This is a genomic window from Roseibium aggregatum (genome assembly GCF_014692675.1).
GTDB lineage: Bacteria > Pseudomonadota > Alphaproteobacteria > Rhizobiales > Stappiaceae > Roseibium > Roseibium aggregatum_C.
The window spans coordinates 100915-119313 of sequence record NZ_JABFCZ010000001.1; the positions used below are offsets into that span (position 1 = coordinate 100915).

The window sequence follows — 18399 nt, forward strand, 5'->3', positions numbered from 1 at the left end:
GTCTCCCCCTAACCGACCATGACCGACAGGCGGCGGTTCATAAGATCCGCCGTCTGTTCGAGCAGATTGAGACCAATATCGTCCACATGGCGTGCCCGCCACGGTTCCAGCCCGGTCCCGGCGACCCACTGGTTGAAAGCGCCAAGGGCGGGGCCGCAATGGACCTGAAAGTCCACCTTGTGTTCCAGATCGCCTTTCAGCGCCCAGTCGGAGGTGTCGCGGAAGTAGCGCCGGAAGACCAGCGCCATGCGGTGCTTGGGCATTTTCTCCGCGCGCTCGATTTCGAACGCCGGATAGGTGCGCGCCACATCGGCGAAGACCTCGTCGAAGCTGCGGCCGAAATAACGCTCCTCGACCTGCTTGCGCAGCTTCGGGTCGATCGCATCCAGTGCCTCGTGCTGGCGGTAAAGCGCAACCAGCCGTTCGGCACGGGAGGGGAAGAACACGCCCTTCTTCAGGACCTGCACCTTCGAGCCCAGCTCGAACATCTCGCCTGACGGGGCATAGGCCGTGTCATAGACGTTGATGCCTTCCAGCATCTCCTTGACCGCGTCGCTGGTGCCTGCCTCCACGGTGCACTGGTTGATCGAGCCGGTAACGATGAAATCCGCGCCGAGAACCAGAACGGCGGCGGCGGCTTCCGGCACGCCGATGCCGCCGGCGGCGCCGACAAACAGCTTGCCGAACTCCGGAAAACGCTGTTCGGCCTCGTCCCTCAGCTTCAGGATCGGCGGGATCAGGGCGAAGGGCATGCCCTGGTCGGTATGGCCGCCGGAATCGGATTCCACGCAGATCGCATCGGCCATCGGCACATTGCGCAGCAGCTCCGCCTCGTCTTCGGTGATCGCACGGGCCTGCAGCAGCTTGGCGATGACCGGCTCGGGCGCGGCACTCAAAAACTGGGCGGCAACGTCCGGCCGGGAGACCTTGGCGATGACCTTGTTCGCCGCCCGGACCTTGCCTCCATCCCGCTTCAGCCCTTTCGCCCGGTACCGGACGAGCGCGGGCGTGACTTCCATGAAGGCGGAGGCCTCGACGGCGGTCACGCCTTCCTCCAGCAGCACGTCGGTCAGGTCGTCCTCAAGCTGGGGGCGGTTGAGATGGGCAATGAAATTGACGCCGAAGGCCGCACCCTCCGGGATTTGCGAACGGATCTTGCGGATCGCCTCCCGCGTCTGGGAAACCGGCAGGCCGGCCGCGCCGAAAAAGCCGAGCAGTCCGGCACGCGCCATCCGGATGACGATGTCCGTGGAGGCGATGCCCCGGTACATCGCCCCGCTGACATAGGGATAACGCAGGCCGAACATGTCGCAGAAGGCGCGGGACCCGAGGTTTTCCATGGAAAACCGTCCGAAGCCGGACGCGGCACCGTTGGCCCTGGCGACCGGCTTCTCGTCGGCAGGACTTTTTTCCGGTTCCGGAGACTGTGTCTGCAGAGCTTCTTTCTGCATGGCTTCCAGGCGAGCGGTCTCTTCCGCCTCCAGAACGGCGGCGTCGAGCGGGCCGGCTTCCAGTTCGGTGCGCTTGAACATGGGCCGTACGACCGGCGGTCCGCCGGGACCGATCTCAACGGTATCGGCGAAGGCAACGCCCTTGGCCATCAGATAACGCAGGCTTTCCGACCAGCGCACCGGCGCGGTGATCTGCTCCACCATCCGTTGGCGGATCTCGCCATCCACATGCGGGCGGGCGGTGACATTGGAAATCACCGGCACCTGCTGTGGCGCGAATTCCGTATCCGCCACAAATTCGGCGAAACGCGCGCAGGCGTCTTCCATGAAAGGCGTGTGGAACGCACCGCTGACCGGCAGCACCTTATAGTGGCTCGCACCGGCTTCCAGGAACAGGCTTTCGGCGGCAACGACCGCGTCCTTGCGGCCGGAGACGACAATCTGCTTGGGGGTATTGAAATTCGCCGGGAAAACATCGGTAATGCCCTTGGCTCGCAGCAGGTCCTCGATGGCTGCGGCCTCCAGGCCGAGAACGGCGGCCATGCCCCCGCCACGAGCCTCAGCCATCAGCGCCCCGCGCTTTTTGACCAGCCGGAGGCCTGCCGCGAAATCGAGAACACCGGCGGCGAAGAGGGCGACATATTCCGAAACACTGTGCCCGAGCAGGTAGGCCGGGCGGTCATCGGTTTCTTCCAGGTGCGCAAGATACTGGAGCGCATTGACCACAAAGAGCGCAGGCTGGGTATGGTCCGTCCGGCTCAGCTTTTCCATCGGACCGACCCGGCACAGCTCTGCAATGCTGGAGCCAAGGATGTCATCCGCCTGCCGTGTCAGATCCTCAAACCGGGCGAACAGGTCCTGGCCCATGCCAAGCTGCTGCGCACCCTGTCCCGGGAAGATAAAGGTCTTCATCAGGCCTCCAGCTCGACCTTATCTTTGATCCACTCGATCCTGCCCAGATCCAGCTTGACCACTCGGTCCGCGACATTCCAGTATTTTTCGTCGTGGCTTGTCGCAATCACCAGTTTCCCCTGCGCTTTCAGTTTTGGAATGAATGAAGTGTAAAAATAATCGCGAAAAATGACGTCCTGTTCGGCCGACCATTCGTCGAACACATAGACCGGCCGGTCCTCGACGACCGCAGCGATTAACGCAAGACGCTTGCGCTGGCCTGTCGACAGGTGAAGCTGGTTGAAGCGGCCGTCCTCGAAGGTCACCTTGTCGGCCAGCCCCCATTCGGCAATCAGCCGGTTGACCCGCCCGGGATCGATGTCCTCTACGCCGTAGAGCCGGTCGAACAGGTGAAAGTCGACGAAAACGGACGAGAACAGCTCCCGGTACCCGGCAACCGCCTTGCCGGAAACGGCTGCCTCGCCGACGCCGATCCAGCCGGTCTGAAGCGGATAGAGGCCGGTCATCATCTTCAAGGCGGTCGACTTCCCGCTGCCGTTGCCGCCGACGAGGAAGACGACCTCGCCACGGGTGAGCGTCAGGTCCAGCGGACCGACGGTGTAGGCGTCCGGGTCCTTGGTGTTGTAGCTGAACCGGATCCCGTTGAAGGAAATCGTCGAGAAATCCAGGAACGGCCGGGACAGCCGGCGCGCTTCTTCCGGCGTGGTGCTTGTCGCGGCGGACAGTTCGCGGTCGACTTCGAGGATCGACTGCAGGCCGACCTCCGCGCGCATGAACATGGGCGACTGCGCCACCGTCTTCGACAGGGTGCCCATGCAAAACAGCAGCACGGGGATCACCTGGAATATGATGGTCTTGTGGCCCGAGACATATTCGGGAAAGACGAAAACAACGACGCCGAGCATCAGGAACGTCGCCAGGCTGCCGAGCAGGATCAGTGAAACCCAGTGCTCGACGGACCGGACCAGAAGCCTTTCTAGGACATGCGACCGTTTCCGGTAGGCGGCGGCCACGGCGTCGCTGCGCCGTGTGTTGAGGCGAAGCTCCTTGCTGCCGTGAATGATATCGCCGATCGCATCCAGCATCTGGGCCTGCATGCGTTCGATCAGCTGGAGGATGTCCCGGTAGCGTTTGTCGATCGCCTTGTAGCCGAGGACGCCTGCAAAGACCGTCGCCAGAAACACGATGAAACCGACCGGCGACAGATAGAGCAGGTAGAGCAGAGCCATGGTCAGGAGGATCATCTGCTGAAAGGCGTCGATGATCAGCGGGAAGGTGACCGACAGGTGATTGGTTTCCTTGGCCACCAGATTGAAGAGCCGGCCCCGGCCGAGCTTGTCGGCGATCAGGAGTTCCGTCTTGCGCAGCTTGTCGGCGATTTCCAGACGCTTGCGGTTGAGCAGGTCCTCGATGATCGCCTGGGACCGGACCAGGGCGAACTGGTTGGCGAGGTAGTAAAGTGCGAACGCGCCGAAGAAGACGACCCAGGCGATGGTGCCGGGACGCCCTGCCTTGGCGACCTCTTCCGCGACCTTCGTGATCACGACGATCAGCGAGGCATTGGCAAGCCCCGCGACCAGCGTCAGGGCGAGCATGATCCGCAGCTGGCGGGCGTCCGCGCCCTTGATGAAGTCAATCAGAGCCATGGTTACACCTCCCCGGGCGGGAGGATCATGCCGAGATCCAGCGTCACGCGGCGGTCGCAGCAATCCCAGTAGTGATCGTCATGGGTCACGGCGAGCACCGTCTTGCCGCGGGCTTTGAAGTCCGGAAGGATTTCCCTGTAGAAAATATCCCGGAAATGACTGTCCTGGTCGGCCGCCCATTCGTCGAAGAGATAGATTTCCCGGTCCTCGAGCATGGCGACGATCATGGCAAGCCGCTTGCGCTGGCCGGTCGACAGGTCGCTGGTGGTGAAGCGCCCGTTCTCGAACCCGACCTTGTCGCTCAGCTCCATGCGCGCAATCAGCCGCTCCACATCTTCAGGCTCCGCATCGTCGATGCCGTAGAGCCGGTCGAACAGATGAAAGTCGGTGAAGATGCTGGAAAAGATCTCCCGGTATTCCTGCCGGTTTTCCTCGCCGATTTCGACGCCGTCGCACAGGATCCGTCCCTCGTCAGGCGTATAGAGGCCGCAAAGCAGCTTGAGCGCGGTCGATTTGCCGCTGCCGTTGCCCCCGGTCATGAAGACGATCTCGCCCCTTTGCAGGGACAGGTTCAACGGACCGGCCGAAAAGGTGCTGACGCCTTCGCTGTCCACATAGCGGAAGACGGCTCCGGCGAGCTCTATGGAGGAAAACGAGCGGAACGGCGACCGTTCCCGCGGCGACGGCCCGGCCGGCGGCGGTGCATGCTCGTCCAGGCGCTTTTCCAGCGCGTAAACGTGCCCCAGACCGGATTCCGCGCGCCCGACGAGGCGCACGACCGATGTGATCGCCGCCATCGGGCCGAGCGAAAAGACGGAGGCCGCCGTGATCTTGTAGATCGTGTCCGTATAGCCTTCGAAAAACAGGGGCAGCACGAACACCACGATACCGATCAGCATGTAGAAAAAGGCATTGCTGAACTGCAGAAGCGCGACCCATCGCCCGCCCAGCCCGATGACCACGTCCCTCAAACGGTCGGAAACATCGGAAAAGTGGCTGAACAGGGCCTCGTTCTTGTCCGCGTTCAGGCGGATTTCCTGAAAACCGAGGGTAAAATGCGACAGGGTATCGAGCATTTCCGCCTCGCGGTAATGCACCTGCGCAATCGACGCCGTCAGCGCCTTCTGCCGCGCCAGAAAGAAATAGAGCCCCAGAGCAAAGAAACCGCCGACCACAATGAAGGAGATGAGCGAAATGGTCGCGATGTACAGAAGCAGGAACACCAGCAGGAATGCGCTCTGGGCCGCGCCGATCATCAGCGGCAGGCTTTGGGACAGATGGTCCGTCTCCTGCGCCACGGTCACGTAGATATCGCCGTGGCCCAGCCGCTCCAGGGACCGGAGATCGGCCTTCCGGATCTTGTTCACGATCCGTCGGCGCGTGGCCTCAAGGCGCGACTGCACGAAACGGTTAGCCTGATGCAGGGAGGAGCGGTTGGACAGAAGGAAGAAGGTCAGCGTCAGAAGATAGACGACAATCAGCTGCAGCCCGACCTTCTGGCCGACGAGCGTCTGTTCCGCCGCCTGGTTGATCAGGCCGACCAGCCCGGCGTTGCCGAGACCCGACAGGCTGGTGATGGTGAAGATAAAACGGCGGCTTGCGGGCGGCCCACCTTTGAGCAGGCGGAGGATATTCATGCAAAACCTACCATTTTGGCGTGTCCCCCGACCGGCGCCTGCGCGGGCGTCCCGCCTTGTCACTGCACAGTCCCGATAAACCGTCATCGTCCGCCCTGCAGGGACCAACTGCAAGGCGCACCGGGCACCGTCGTATTTCCAGGCTGGCCCGCCGCCGATTGAGACGGCCAATGCTATTCACCTCACAGGGTCCACGCAAGCCAGATCGGGCCTACATCCATTGAATATCGGGCAAAAACATCACTTTAAAAATCCGGGCGTTACCGCATCGCAATGGCCTCTGCCGTCTCCTGCTCACGAAATGCTTACCCTAGGTTATTTTTTCCAATGATTTTTTCTGTTGTCAGGGGAAAATTCCGCTCCTTCAGGCTGTTGCTCCGCGTTTCAATTGGCTACCGTAAATTCAAGGCCGGGCAAGTTGCGAGACTTCGCACTCGACCGGCTCCTTACCGGGCAAAGCCCTTCGTCAGACGCAGTCGGAGATCATGAGTAAGATACGCGACTTCATCGAAGAACAATTTCTGATTGAATTCGACGACACCTTCCCCGAAAGCTCCGACCTCTTCAAGGAAGGCGTGATGGACTCCTTCGGCTACATCCAGCTCGTCCGCTTTCTGGAAGAGGAATTCGGCATCAAGTTCACCGAACAGGAAATGACCAGCGGCGTTATGGTCAGCCTGACCCAGATCGAAAAGGCCGTGGCGCAAAAAGTATCCGAGCTTCCAGTATCCGAGCGCCAAGTATCTGAACGTTCGGACGATTGACCCTGAACAGGCAGTTTCTATATGTGCGGCATTGCCGGTATCAGTAATCCAGCCCTCTCCGCCGAGCCGTTGACCGGCATGATCAGCGGCATGCTGGCCTATATCGGCCACCGCGGTCCCGACGGGGCAGGCTATGTGGTCGATGACGGCTTTGCCATGGGAACCGTCCGGCTGGCGATCATGGATCCGGCCTCGGGCGCGCAGCCCTTTTGCGATCCGACCGGGCGCTACTGGCTCTGCTACAACGGCGAGATCTACAACTACCTGGAATTGAGTGCCGAACTCGAAGCCCTCGGCTGCCAATTCCACACCCATTGCGACACGGAAGTCGTCCTGAACGCCTGGATCACCTGGGGCCCGGACTGCCTGACGCGGTTCAACGGCGGATTCGCCTTTGCGCTATATGACAGTGCGACCGGCGAAGTGTTTCTCGCCCGGGATCGGTTCGGCAAGAGGCCGATGTTTTTTGCCCGGCACGGCGACAGCCTGCTGTTCGCGTCGGAGATGAAGGCCTTTCTGGCCGTTCCGGGTTTTGCCTTCGAGCAGGACCCCGACCAGATTTCCTCCATCCTGGGCCAATGGACGCCCCTGCCGGACCAGTCCGGCTTCAAGGGCATCGAGAGCCTTCCCATGGGCCAATGGCTTTCCTGGCGCAACGGGTCTGTGAACATGCACACCTACGCCGACCTACGCTTCGACCAGGGACCGGACGTGACGAGCGAAGCCGATACCCTCGCCCTGGTCCGGGAACGGCTGACCCGCAGCGTGGAACTGCGCCTGCGCAGCGATGTCGAGGTCGGTGTTTACTTAAGCGGCGGGGTCGATTCCGCCATTGTCGCAGCCCTTGCCGAGGATATCTCGCGCAAGCCGCTGTCCACCTTCTCCGTGGAATTCGAGGACGCGGAGTTCGACGAATCCGGCGACCAGAAGCTGGTGTCGGAGCATCTCGGCACCCGCCATCATGCACAGCGCATCACCCACGCCGACATCGCCAACGCCACGCCCGATGCGGTCTATCACGCGGAAGTGCCGGCCTTCCGCAGCGCCTTCGTGCCGATGTACATCCTGTCGAAGCGCACGAAGGACGAGGGCATCAAGGTCATCCTGAGCGGCGAAGGCGCAGACGAGGCATTCCTCGGCTATGACCTCTTCAAGGAAACCCTGCTGCGCGACGCCTGGGACAAGCTGCCGGAAGACGTCCGCCGCACGCGGCTGGAACAGCTTTATCCGCATCTGGCCCACTACGGGCCGGCGGATATCGCCGCGGTCACCGGGCTCTACCACCAGTTCTCGAACGAAAAGATGCCCGGCCTGTTTTCCCATGAACTCAGGTTCCAGAACGGCCAGTTCTCCGCCCGCCTTCTGAAGGAGGCAGGCGCGCCGTTCCAGGCGATCTCGGACCTGGTCGCCGGGTCTCCCGATTACGCCGGACTGTCACCAACCGAGAAAGCCCAGTGGCTGGAATACAAGACGCTCTTGCCCGGCTATCTTCTGTCGACCCAGGGCGAACGCATGAGCCTGGCCCACGGGGTTGAAAACCGTTGCCCGTTCCTCGACCCGGACCTGTTCGCGCTCGCGACATCGGTGAACCTGAAATTCGACGACGGTTTTACCGAGAAGCGCCTGCTGCGTGAGGCTTTCCGGGGCCGGCTGCCGGACCGGATCATCGACAAGCGCAAGTTCCCCTACCGTGCGCCGGACGCCGCCGCCTTCGCCGCCCTGCTCCCGGACTATCTGGACCTGGTGCTGAGCGAGGACGAACTTGGAAAGGTTCCGTTCCTCAATGCGAAATTCGCGCAGCGCCTGGCGAACAAGGTCCTGACCAAGCCGGCTAGCGAGATCAGCACCAAGGAAAACCAGACCTTCCTCTACCTGCTGTCGATCTGTCTGCTGCACAAAGCCTTCGTCCGGCGCGAGACTTTACGCACCCCGGTCCTGCCACCGCTGGAAAAGGCGGTCAATCTGGTTGAAGAGCGGGAAAGACCTACTCCTCCCAGGGAAGCTTCAGCTCGGTGACATAGCGGCGGATGCCGGCAAGCACATCGGGATCGGAAAAGACCGCCCGATTGGCAGCAAGGGCCGCTGGCTTGTCCGCGTCCGGATTGCCGCTGCAGGTGGCCATATAGGCCTTGTAGCGCGCGATGGCCGGGCGGGTGAGATGTTTCAGCCGAGCCAGGTGCTGACGGAGGGCCGCTTCGGGATCATCGGCCAGAACATCCACGAGACCGGTTTCATGCGCATCGGCGGCGCTCACCGGTTTCGTCATCAGGGTCATGTAATGGGCCTTCTGACGGACGATCCGCCGGATCAGGAACGGCAGCACGCAGGCCGGGAACAGCCCGAAAAGCAGTTCGGACAGGCCGAAGCTCGCGCCCTTTCCGGCGATCACGATGTCGGAGGCAGCGACGAAACCGACACCGCCCGCGTTGGCCCTGCCCTTCACCAGACTGATCGTCACGAAGGGGCCCTCGGCCAGCATCCGCCAGACATCGTAAAGCGGTTCCGGATCGCCGGCCGAGCCGTTTTCGGTGACGGCCTCGAAATCGCCACCGGCACAAAACACGTCTTCACCGCCCTCGATGACCACCACCGTCACCGGCTTGCCGTCCGAAGTATCTTCACTGGCGCACTGCGCCAGCACCGCGCCGAAGTCCTCGATCATCTGCGCGTTGATGGCATTGCCGACCTGAGGGCGATCGAAGACGATCCGGCAGATGCCGTCGCCGGTCGTCACCTTGAGCGTTTCAAAACTCATTGCCGCCTCCGCCCCGTTCCCGGTGCGCCGATCACCAGGGCCGTATCCACTCCGCCGAATCCGAAGGAAAATTTCAAGGCGTGACGGATATCGTGGGTTTCGGATTTCGCCCCGACCCAGCCGAAACGTGGATCGAGCGGCGTTTCCAGATTGCGGTTCGGATGCAGCCGACCTTCCTCGATCTGGATCAGCACGGCCGCAACTTCGATTGCGCCGGCGGCACTGAGCCCGTGCCCGAGAATGGACTTGGTGGCATTGATCCGGGCGTGCTCCAGGCCGAGGGTCCGATAGGTTTCGAGTTCGGTGTCGTCGCCGGTCGGCGTGCTCGTCGCGTGGCCGTTGACGGTGTCGATATCAGAGACGGTTAGTTCTGCCTCGGCCAGGGCCAGATTAGCGGCGCGAACCTGGCCCGCCGAGCTTGGTTCCGGGCCGCGGGATCCGTCCGCGACATGGCTTGCGCCCAGGATCTCGCCATAGAGTTTGCCGCCAGTGACCTTGTCCGCCCGGCACAGGACCAGGGCAGCGCAGGCTTCGCCGAAGATGAAGCCGTCATGATCGGTATCCATCGGCCGGCAGGCGTCGGCGGGGCTGTCGGCAAACCGGGTCGAGCCCAGGGCCCCCATGGCGCGCATCGCCTGGAGATCGTGAGCGGACAAATCCTGCAGCGCGCCAAGAGCGATACAGACATCCACCCGGCCGGAGCGGATCGCCTCCATCGCCTGAATGATCGCCACCGATCCGCTCGCCGAGGCGCCCCCGACGCTATAGGCAAAGCCGCGGATCGGATACGTCGCCGTGCACAGCCCGCAGATATCCGTATCGAGGAACATGTGCCCGTGGCGCGGCGGCACGTAGGCGAGCCTTTCGGAATAATCCCGAAGGGCAAGCACCCGTTCCCGCGTCATCAGGTTGCTGCCACCGACGACCAGACCGATGCGTTCCGGATCGACCGTTTCCAGCCCGGCCTCGTTCCAGGCTTCATCGAGCACGGAGATGGCCGCACGGCTGCTCAAAGTCGCGGTTCGCGCCAGGCGTGCCGGCAAAATGGAAGGCGGATCCGGCATTTCGACGCCGATGAAGGGGATCTCGCCCTCTGGCGGCTCGCGGCCTTCCCGTTTCAGATGGGAAAACACATTGGGTGCTTCGAACAGCCCCTGTCGGAAGGCTTCCTTGCCGTGGCCCAACCCGCAGGCAACGCCTATTCCGATGACCGCGATCGTCACAGGGTCATCCGCTGCTCTTGGCCAGGAGCAGGTCCGCGAGCTCGCCGATATTGCGGGGTCCGTGAAGCTGGACCATCGGGATCTTCAGCCCCAGCTGTTCCATGGCCGCAAGGATGATTTCGCTGCGCTCGATGGAATCGACGCCCAGATCCGCCATGGAATCGTCCCGCCCGATCGCCTGTTCCGCCAGCTCGGGCACGGTCTCGCGGATCTCCGCAATGATGATCTCGACGATTTGATCGCTGTCCAACTTAATTCCCCCTGACCGGGCCAATTTGCAAAAAACATTCGGACCCACAGACTGCAGCCAAAGTCTCATTCTCTCCATCGTCACCCCGGCCAGGCAACAGCGCGAGCCGGGGCCGGGGAGGCAGAAGCCTCGCGAATTCGACAGAGTTGAGCCGGCTAGACCTCGGCTCGCCGGTCCCGGGTCTCACTGACGTTCGCCCGGGATGACGAAATCGGGCTTTGTCATCAATCTCAAACCCATATGTAGTTCCGGTGGTACCCCGCCACGGTGTCGAGGACAAGCCGGTCGCCCTTGCCGGCGACGGGCCAGGCGCCTGGAATGATATCATGGTCGAGTTCGGCATCCTTCGTTCCGAAGCGGACGACCGCATCGCCGGAAAGCAGCTTTTCGTAGTCTGCGATGGACAGGCGATAGCGATCGTCTAGGGCCTTCGAAATCCCCATGGATTTCAGCCGCTCCGCGCCGTCCGGACCGACAACGCCGCTGAAGAATTCCGAGCAGCAGCCGGAGCCGTAGGAAAACAGGCCGATACGCTGCGGCTCGCTCAGGTCAATTGCGTCGATGGTGCCGGCCAGGGCAACGAAGACGGATCCGCCGGCGGTGTTGCCGACCCGCTTGCCGTAGGCGAGGCTCGGGCCGAGACGGGTTTCGAAATCCTCGGCGATCTCCGCCGGCTTCGCCTTGTAGAGCTTGCGCATCAGGTGCCGGTGCGCGCCCTTCACCATGCCGCCGAAGGGCGTATGGAAACAAAGCTGGCTAAAGGTGTCGCGGAAATCGACCCCGTCGACCCTGCGGGCGTAATCGTCATAGGCCCCGGCGCAGCAATCCAGATAGGCCATCAGGGACAGGTCCGCGTCACCCGCCTCGGTGTCGGGGCCGGGACGGCAGGTGTCCATGACCTCGAAGGCATGGTTGCCGTAGGCGCCCGGATCGATCTGCAGGATATGCGGGGTGTCGGAGACGAGCATCGCCACCGCGCCCGCGCCGGAACTGGGTTCCGAATAGGCCCATTCCTGGACCGCGTTGGCGTCAGCGAGCGCAAACCTTGAGATATCGGTGGTCACCACAAGCGCCTTGCCGCCGGGCGAGGTCTGGGACAGCACAAAATTCACCGCCATCTGCAGACCGGCCGAGCCGGAGTAACAGGCCTGCTTGATCTCGAACAGGCGGCAGTTCGACGGCAGGTCCAGATAGCGGTGCAGATAGGTGCTGAGCGACTTGCCGAAGTCGATGCCGGATTCCGTACAGGTCACGACCATCTCGATCCGGCCGCGCTCTTCCGCCGTCAGGCTGTCGACAACAGGCTTTGCCGCGTTGACGGCGAAGGTGACCGGATCTTCGTAAGGCAGCGCCACGGTCTTTTCCTGCATCAGCAGGTTTTCAAACCGGGGCATGTCCAGGCCGCGGTGATCGCACAGCTCGCGCACATCCAGATAGGCCATGCCGCCGAAGACGTTCATGGCCTCGATACCGACGGGACGGTTCATGCAGCTCGCTCCACGCGCAGCGGCAGATGGCCGAGGCCGCGCGCATTCATCCGGTCGAGCCGCCACTCGGGCTTACCGGCAAGCTCGATTGTACCGTATTTATCCAGGACCGCGGAAAAGGCGATCTGGGCCTCAAGCCGGGCGAGCGGTGCGCCGATGCAGAAATGCGCGCCACCACCGAAGGTGAACTGGGCATTCGCAGGCCGGCCGATATCCAGCTCGTCCGGCCGCTCAAACCGGACCGGGTCCCGGTTGATGGCGCCGATCAGGCCGATGACCGGGGAGCCCTTCGGGATCAGCGTGCCCTCGACCTCGACGTCCTCCAGCGCGATGCGCAGGATCATGTTGCCGCCGGGCTCCACGCGCAGGAACTCCTCGATCGCGGTGCGCATCAGCTCCGGGTCCTTGCGCAACCGGGCCATTTCGTCCGGATTGCGCATCAGGAGCAGCATGCCGTTTCCGATCAGGGTGACCGTAGTCTCGTGACCGGCAACCAGCATGGAGACCAGGTTGGTCAGGGTTTCTTCCTCGTCCAGCGTCCCGTCCTTGTGAGCCTCGATCGCAAGGCCCATGAGATTGTCTTCGTCACGATTCTTGCGCGTCGAAATCTGCTCGCGCAGGAACGTCTTGAATTCGCCGAGCGCCTCCATGGCCTCGACCTTCTGCTCCGGCGTCATCAGGATGTCGCCGATCCGGATCAGCGACGCGCTCCAGCGGGCAATGGTCTCGTCCAGGCTTTCAGGAATGTCGAACAGCTTGCACAGGACGCGCAGCGGCAGCGGTCCGGCAAAGGCCTCGATGAAGTCGACCTCGCCCCGGTCGGGCATCGCTTTCAAGAGGGCGCCGGCCTCCTCCTCGATCAGGGACACCATGGACGTCATCGCCTGGGCACGGAAGGCCGGCTCATAGACCTTGCGCATGCGCCGGTGAATGTCGCCGTCATTGTTGATCATCTGCGGCTGGAATTCGCTGAAAAGCCGGTAGCCGACCGGATCGTGCGCGCGGTAATCCTCCGTGTTCCAGCCGTTGGTCCAGTTGCGGGTGTCCCGGCCGAGCGCCGACGATTTCGCCGCTTTGGAAAACGCCTTGTGACCGAGGATGAAATAGATCCCGTTGGACCTGTCCAGGTGAACCGGGCCCAGCGCCTGCAAGCGGTGCAACTCGGGATAGGGATTTTCAAGAAAGGTCTGGTCTGAGAGAATCGACCACCAGTCGATGTCGCCGCCGTTTTCGATCTGAACCTCGGACATAACCTGCTCTTTTACCGGATTGATCAGGAAACCGGCCGGTTCGGGGTGGACAAGGACGAGAGTTGGGTGAAGTGTTCCCCAAGTGCACGATACCGTCAAGGAACGAGACCCCGATCTCCAACACAATGACAATAAAAGCCATCAGCGACCTTCACCTGGCGAGCGCGGCCAACCGCGACGCCCTGCTCGAACTGCCAGACTTCGGAGACGACTGGCTGATCGTCGCCGGCGACGTGGCCGAACGGTTCGAGCACATGCAGCTTGCTTTCGCGACGCTGACCCGGAAATTCGCCAAGGTGTTCTGGGTGCCGGGAAACCACGATCTCTGGGCGATCCCGGAGGAGCGAAACACGCCGGCGCTGGCCGGTGAGGAACGCTATCAGGCAATGGTCAAATGCGCCTGCGACCACGGCATCGTCACCCCGGAAGATCCTTACGAGACCTGGACCGGCCCCGGCGGACCCATTGTCGTCGCGCCGCTGTTCCTGCTCTACGACTACAGCTTCCGCCCCGATCACGTGAGCCGCGACGAAGTGGTGGCCTGGGCGCGGGAAGAAGGGGCGGTCTGCGCCGACGAGATGTTCCTGAACCATTCGCCCTTTGAAAGCCGCGACCACTGGTGCGAGCGGCGGTGCGCGGAAACGGAACGGAGACTTGCCGAAATCCCCGACGGCATGCCGACGATCCTGATCAACCATTTCCCGATGCGCAGCGACCTGATCCACATTCCGCGCGCGCCGCGGTTCACGCCCTGGTGCGGCACGCGGCGGACCGAGGACTGGCATATTCGTTTCAACGCTCGGGTGGTGATTTCCGGCCATCTGCATACGCGCCGCACCGACTGGCGCGACGGCACGCGGTTTGAGGAAGTCTCACTCGGCTATCCGCGCCAGTGGGACCAGAGCCGAGGCATTGCCCCTTATCTGCGCGATATCCTGCCGGAAGAAGAGACCGTTCAGGAAGCGGCCAGTTCCAGAAGATAATCAAGCGGTGCCGGAACGGTGTCCACGGCCAGAGCCGCCGGCTCCGGATGGCGGATGGCGAGCGCCATCAGGTGATCCGCGCTCAGGCGATAGCGCTCGAAATGCCATCTGGCCGGATCGTCGGCCAGGCTGTCGTCGAAGTGAATGCGCAGGCTTTCCAGGTCGAAGGAAAAGGCATCGAGCGGCTGGGACAGGCCCTTGCCGATGGCCTTCACATAGGCTTCCTTCAGGGTCCAGAAGGTCAGAAAGGTATCGATCTTCGACGCGTTCGGCGCGGCGGCCAGAGTTCTTCGCTCCGGTTCGGCGAACACCCGTTCGGCCAGTTTCTCCGTCGGCGCGTCGCGCTGCAGCCATTCCACATCGACGCCGATGTCATGGTCGACGGTGAGCGCCACGGCGGCGAGCCCGCGCGTGTGGGAAATATTGACCCGGATGCGGGGACCGCCTGCGGGCGAGATCAGTTCCGGCTTGCCGTGGTCTTCCACCGAAAACCGCCAGCTTTGCGGTGCTTCGCCGATGCAGTAGCTGAGCAGGCCCCGGCAGATGGCATGGGCGGCGATATAGACCTCCCGGTCGCGGTGGAAGTGAAAACGGTCGGCCCTTTCCAGTTCCTCGTCGATCAGAAGCGCCTCAAGCCCGGCCCAGTCCTCCTCGCCGATCCGGTCGAGGCTCAGCCACCATGCGGCAACACGGTCATGGCCGATCAGCGTCTTGCCGCCGCCCGCCGGCCCGTGCGACAAGAAGCCGGCGTTCGCCCGGTCGCTTCCCAAGGTCCTGTTCATGCCTTCCGAATCCAAGTCTTGTCCCATCCTCTTCTGCTTCGCCGGGCAAGGATCACAGTATTACCATATGGCATCGGATCTCATGAGCGCCTATCCCGTCTTCCGACAATGGATGGAGATTGGCGACAGGATCGTGCGAAATCTCCACGGTTTTTCGCCTCTGGAGGCGATCTATGCGGCGGACAAGTCCCTAAGCGATCCGTTCGACCGGCTGGAACAGTCCCATCCGTCCCTGTTCATGACCCAGTTCGCGCTCGCCAAGCTACTGCAGAGCCAGGGCGTGAAGCCGGACGGGCTGCTCGGCGTCAGCCTCGGCGAATTCGTCGCCATGAGCGTTTCCGGCATGATCCCGTTCGAAACCGCGCTCAGGGCGGTCGCCGACCAGCCAGCGGTCTTCCGCAAGACCTCCCCCGCCGGGGCGCTGATAGCAGCGCTTGCGCCGGTGAGCATTCGCGCGGAAAGCTCAGCTCTTGCCAAACTGACCGAGATTGCCGGCACCAATGCGCAGCGCCATTGCGTGCTCGCCTGCCTGGAAGCGGATGCCGAACAGGTGATCGCGGAATTGAGGCGGTTGGACGTGGCCTTCCAGCGGCTGCCGGTTCCCTTCGCGTTTCACTCACGCTGGATCGAACCGGCACGGCAGACCTATCTCGATGCGGTCTCGGCGCTGTCGTTTGAAACACCATTCTGGCCGGTCTGGTCGTCCTGCCTCGGCACACCGCTCGAGGCGGCCGACGGGAACCTGCTCTGGCGGATCGTCCGCGAGCCGATGGAATTGCGAAAGACGTTTGCCGCGATCGAGGCTACTGGCGGCGCGCGCTATCTGGATCTCAGCCCCACCGCCAGCCTGGCTGCGGTGCTGCGGCAGGAGCTAACCGAGAATTCGCCCTCAACGATCACTCCCCTACTCTCCCCGTTCGGTGATAACCTGAAACGGTTGGAGCAGATCTTCCAGGCCTAGACGCGTTCGCCCTCGGCGTCGAAGAAGTGCGTCCGTTGGGGATCGAAGACAAGGCCGACCTTGTCGCCCTGCTGGAAAGGCGCATCGCCTACGTAGCGGGTGTTGACCTTGCCGAGCGGACCGCAGTCCACGATCAGGAAGCTGTCGGCTCCGAGATACTCGATGAAATCGACGACACCGTCACACTGGCCGTCGCCGGCGGAACCGAGCGTGACATGTTCGGGGCGGATGCCGACTTCGACCGGGTTTCCGGAACCGTCGTAGCTGCCGCCGCGCGCGCCTTCGAGCGCATAGCCGCCGTCCTTCACGGTGCAGGGCAGGATGTTCATCTTCGGGCTGCCGATGAATTGCGCCACGAAGCGGTTGGCGGGGCGTTCGTAGAGGTCGCGCGGCGTACCGACCTGGGCGATGCGGCCGAATTCCAGGACGACGATCCGGTCGGCGAGCGTCATGGCCTCCACCTGGTCGTGGGTCACGTAGATCATCGTCGTGCTGAGCTTCTCATGCAGCTTGGCGATCTCGTAGCGCATCTCCACCCTGAGTGCCGCGTCCAGGTTCGACAGGGGTTCGTCGAACAGGAAGGCGGTCGGATCGCGGACGATGGAGCGGCCGATGGCGACGCGCTGGCGCTGGCCGCCCGACAGGTCCTTGGGGCGCCGGTCCAGGTAGCTGTCCAGTTTCAGAACCTCCGCGGCGGCGGCGACCTTCTGCTCGATTTCCGCCTTGGGCGCGCCGGCGGTCTTCAGGCCGAAGCCCATGTTGTCGCGCACCGACATGTGCGGATAAAGCGCGTAGGACTGGAACACCATGGACAGGCCGCGCTTGGACGGCGGCTCGGCGGTCACATCCTTGCCGTCGATGTCGAGCGTGCCGCGGGAAATGTCCTCAAGCCCACCGATCATGCGCAGCAGGGTGGACTTGCCGCAGCCGGAGGGGCCGACGAAGACGATGAATTCGCCATCGGCGATCTCAAGGTCGACGCCCTTGATCACCTGGGCCTTGCCGTACCATTTCTCCACCGCGTTCAGTTTGATCGCGCCCATTACGTCCTCCCTCGCGCCGGGCTGGCCCAGCCGAGCCAGACGGCGGCGGTCCAGGTAAAGGATTTGCCGCCGGCCGCCTCGCCCGTCATCGGGTCGAAATATTCGGCGAAGCCGAAGCGGGTGATCAGCTCCCGGGTGAGTTCGCGCACCCGCTTGCCCAGCGGATGGCCGGCATCCTCGAGCCCGAGGCCGATCAGCATATTGACCACGGCCCAGGTCGGCCCGCGCCAGTAGCGCTTGGGATCGAAGCGGTCGCTTGCCGGATCGTGGCTCGGAACGCCGAAGTTCGTCGCATCCAGAATGCGTTCCAGATGCTCCGCCTGCCGGTCGGAGGGAAGCCCCGCAAGCCAGCACAGGAAGGAGGCGCTGGAAATGCAGCCGGCCCATTCGCCGGTCTTCGCGTCCCGGGCGTCGTAGCTGCCAAGCTCTTCGTTCCACAGGGTCTGGGCGCCTTTCTCCAGGAGGAAGATTTCCTGCGCCATTCCCTTGGTATCCAAGCCGAGCAGTTCGCCCATGACCATCAGATCCCGGTGCGCGCGCAGCAGGGTGAAGGTCATGGTCGGGTCCGCCACGCGGAAGGGGTTTTCCTCCAGCATGGCCGCCTGGTCCCAGTGGAGCCTGCGGCCCAGCTGCACCAGCCAGATGTAGCGGTCGTAATCGTATTTGGTCGGCCGCATCGAGCCGTCCACATGGGAGGTGTCGCGGCGGGTGTATTCGCCGACGTCCGACGGGTCGATCCGCGCCATTGCGCCGTCCCATTCGGGCGCATTGTCCCGGCCGCTTTCCCAGGGGTGGGTGACGCAGACCGCACCCCTGTCCAGGCGCCAGTCCATGAACCATTTGTGCCAGGCGCGCATTTTCGGGAAGAGCCGGCCCATGGCTGCCCTGCCCGCTTCCGGATCCTTCTGCAGGATCAACCGGGCCATGGTTGCGGCGACCGGCGGCTGGGAGATGCCGGAGGACGGGATCGGTCCCTCGCAGCCCCAGACGTCCGGTCCCGGGAAATAGCCCGGATCGGGCTGGTGAAACAGGATATGCGGCACCATACCGTCGGACCATTGTCCCGAGAACAGGGTTTCCAGTTCCTGCCAGGCGCGGGCGATATCGAACTGGGCAAAGCCCATGGCGGCAAAGGCGCTGTCCCAGTTCCACTGGTAGGGATAGAGGCCGGCCGTGGGGATCGTGTAGCCGCCGCGGTCGTTCTGCTTGAGGATGTTACGCGCCTCCAGATCGAGGCTCGTATGTGAGGTCATCG

At 63.0% G+C, this 18399-nt stretch carries 15 protein-coding genes; 4 read left to right on the forward strand and 11 right to left on the reverse strand.

All coding sequences use genetic code 11. The features are described from left to right. Nucleotides 1-8 precede the first annotated feature (8 nt). From fabD to HK439_RS00260, 3 genes are read right to left on the reverse strand one after another with little or no spacing between them, the layout of a single operon-like run. A complete protein-coding gene (gene fabD, locus HK439_RS00250; RefSeq protein ID WP_190289359.1) occupies nucleotides 9-2363 on the reverse strand; it encodes an ACP S-malonyltransferase in 2355 nt (784 codons plus the stop codon). Next, nucleotides 2363-4009: an ATP-binding cassette domain-containing protein gene (locus tag HK439_RS00255; RefSeq protein WP_190289360.1), complete on the reverse strand. Its 1647-nt coding sequence runs from the start codon at nucleotides 4007-4009 to the stop codon at nucleotides 2363-2365. Before HK439_RS00255 ends, fabD begins: the two co-directional genes overlap by 1 nt. 2 nt (nucleotides 4010-4011) lie before the next feature. Further along, a complete protein-coding gene (locus HK439_RS00260; protein WP_190289361.1) occupies nucleotides 4012-5646 on the reverse strand; it encodes a cyclic peptide export ABC transporter in 1635 nt (544 codons plus the stop codon). 485 nt (nucleotides 5647-6131) lie between these two features. Here HK439_RS00260 and HK439_RS00265 point away from each other — a divergent pair, with 485 nt between their 5' ends. Both HK439_RS00265 and asnB read left to right on the forward strand, forming a co-directional pair. Then, nucleotides 6132-6410, forward strand: coding sequence for an acyl carrier protein (locus tag HK439_RS00265; protein WP_190289362.1), 279 nt, complete (start codon nucleotides 6132-6134; stop codon nucleotides 6408-6410). A 21-nt stretch (nucleotides 6411-6431) separates the two neighbouring features. Next, nucleotides 6432-8426, forward strand: coding sequence for an asparagine synthase (glutamine-hydrolyzing) (gene asnB, locus HK439_RS00270; RefSeq protein WP_190289363.1), 1995 nt, complete (start codon nucleotides 6432-6434; stop codon nucleotides 8424-8426). Here the strand turns inward: asnB and HK439_RS00275 are convergent. The 5 genes from HK439_RS00275 to HK439_RS00295 all read right to left on the reverse strand — a co-directional run bounded on the left by HK439_RS00275 (nucleotide 8395) and on the right by HK439_RS00295 (nucleotide 13375). Continuing rightward, nucleotides 8395-9165 (reverse strand): enoyl-CoA hydratase/isomerase, encoded by a 771-nt coding sequence (locus tag HK439_RS00275; RefSeq protein ID WP_190289364.1) that lies wholly within the window; start codon nucleotides 9163-9165, stop codon nucleotides 8395-8397. The genes asnB and HK439_RS00275 overlap by 32 nt on opposite strands. Further along, entirely contained in the window at nucleotides 9162-10388 is a 1227-nt protein-coding gene (locus HK439_RS00280; RefSeq protein WP_190289365.1) for a beta-ketoacyl synthase N-terminal-like domain-containing protein, read from the reverse strand. The genes HK439_RS00275 and HK439_RS00280 overlap by 4 nt, the downstream gene beginning before the upstream one ends. Nucleotides 10389-10392: 4 nt before the next feature. Further along, nucleotides 10393-10638 (reverse strand): acyl carrier protein, encoded by a 246-nt coding sequence (locus HK439_RS00285; RefSeq protein WP_190289366.1) that lies wholly within the window; start codon nucleotides 10636-10638, stop codon nucleotides 10393-10395. A gap of 230 nt (nucleotides 10639-10868) precedes the next feature. Continuing rightward, nucleotides 10869-12125, reverse strand: a complete 1257-nt coding sequence (locus HK439_RS00290; protein WP_190289367.1) for a hydroxymethylglutaryl-CoA synthase family protein — start codon at nucleotides 12123-12125, stop codon at nucleotides 10869-10871. Beyond that, complete coding sequence (locus tag HK439_RS00295; protein WP_190289368.1) at nucleotides 12122-13375, reverse strand: cytochrome P450; 1254 nt, start codon at nucleotides 13373-13375, stop codon at nucleotides 12122-12124. Before HK439_RS00295 ends, HK439_RS00290 begins: the two co-directional genes overlap by 4 nt. 125 nt (nucleotides 13376-13500) lie before the next feature. On the opposite strand from HK439_RS00295, the gene HK439_RS00300 reads away from it, so the two are divergent. Then, entirely contained in the window at nucleotides 13501-14358 is an 858-nt protein-coding gene (locus HK439_RS00300) for a metallophosphoesterase family protein (protein WP_190289369.1), read from the forward strand. On the opposite strand, the gene HK439_RS00305 is transcribed toward HK439_RS00300, so the two are convergent. Continuing rightward, a complete protein-coding gene (locus HK439_RS00305; RefSeq protein ID WP_190289370.1) occupies nucleotides 14331-15140 on the reverse strand; it encodes a 4'-phosphopantetheinyl transferase family protein in 810 nt (269 codons plus the stop codon). The two genes, HK439_RS00300 and HK439_RS00305, sit on opposite strands and share 28 nt — an antisense overlap. Between HK439_RS00305 and HK439_RS00310 the strand changes: the two genes are divergently transcribed. Then, nucleotides 15139-16101, forward strand: coding sequence for an acyltransferase domain-containing protein (locus HK439_RS00310; RefSeq protein WP_268956855.1), 963 nt, complete (start codon nucleotides 15139-15141; stop codon nucleotides 16099-16101). The genes HK439_RS00305 and HK439_RS00310 overlap by 2 nt on opposite strands. On the opposite strand, the gene HK439_RS00315 is transcribed toward HK439_RS00310, so the two are convergent. Both HK439_RS00315 and HK439_RS00320 read right to left on the reverse strand, forming a co-directional pair. After that, nucleotides 16098-17144: an ABC transporter ATP-binding protein gene (locus HK439_RS00315; RefSeq protein ID WP_190289372.1), complete on the reverse strand. Its 1047-nt coding sequence runs from the start codon at nucleotides 17142-17144 to the stop codon at nucleotides 16098-16100. The genes HK439_RS00310 and HK439_RS00315 overlap by 4 nt on opposite strands. Next, nucleotides 17144-18397, reverse strand: a complete 1254-nt coding sequence (locus tag HK439_RS00320; protein ID WP_190289373.1) for an MGH1-like glycoside hydrolase domain-containing protein — start codon at nucleotides 18395-18397, stop codon at nucleotides 17144-17146. The genes HK439_RS00315 and HK439_RS00320 overlap by 1 nt, the downstream gene beginning before the upstream one ends. Nucleotides 18398-18399: the final 2 nt, after the last annotated feature.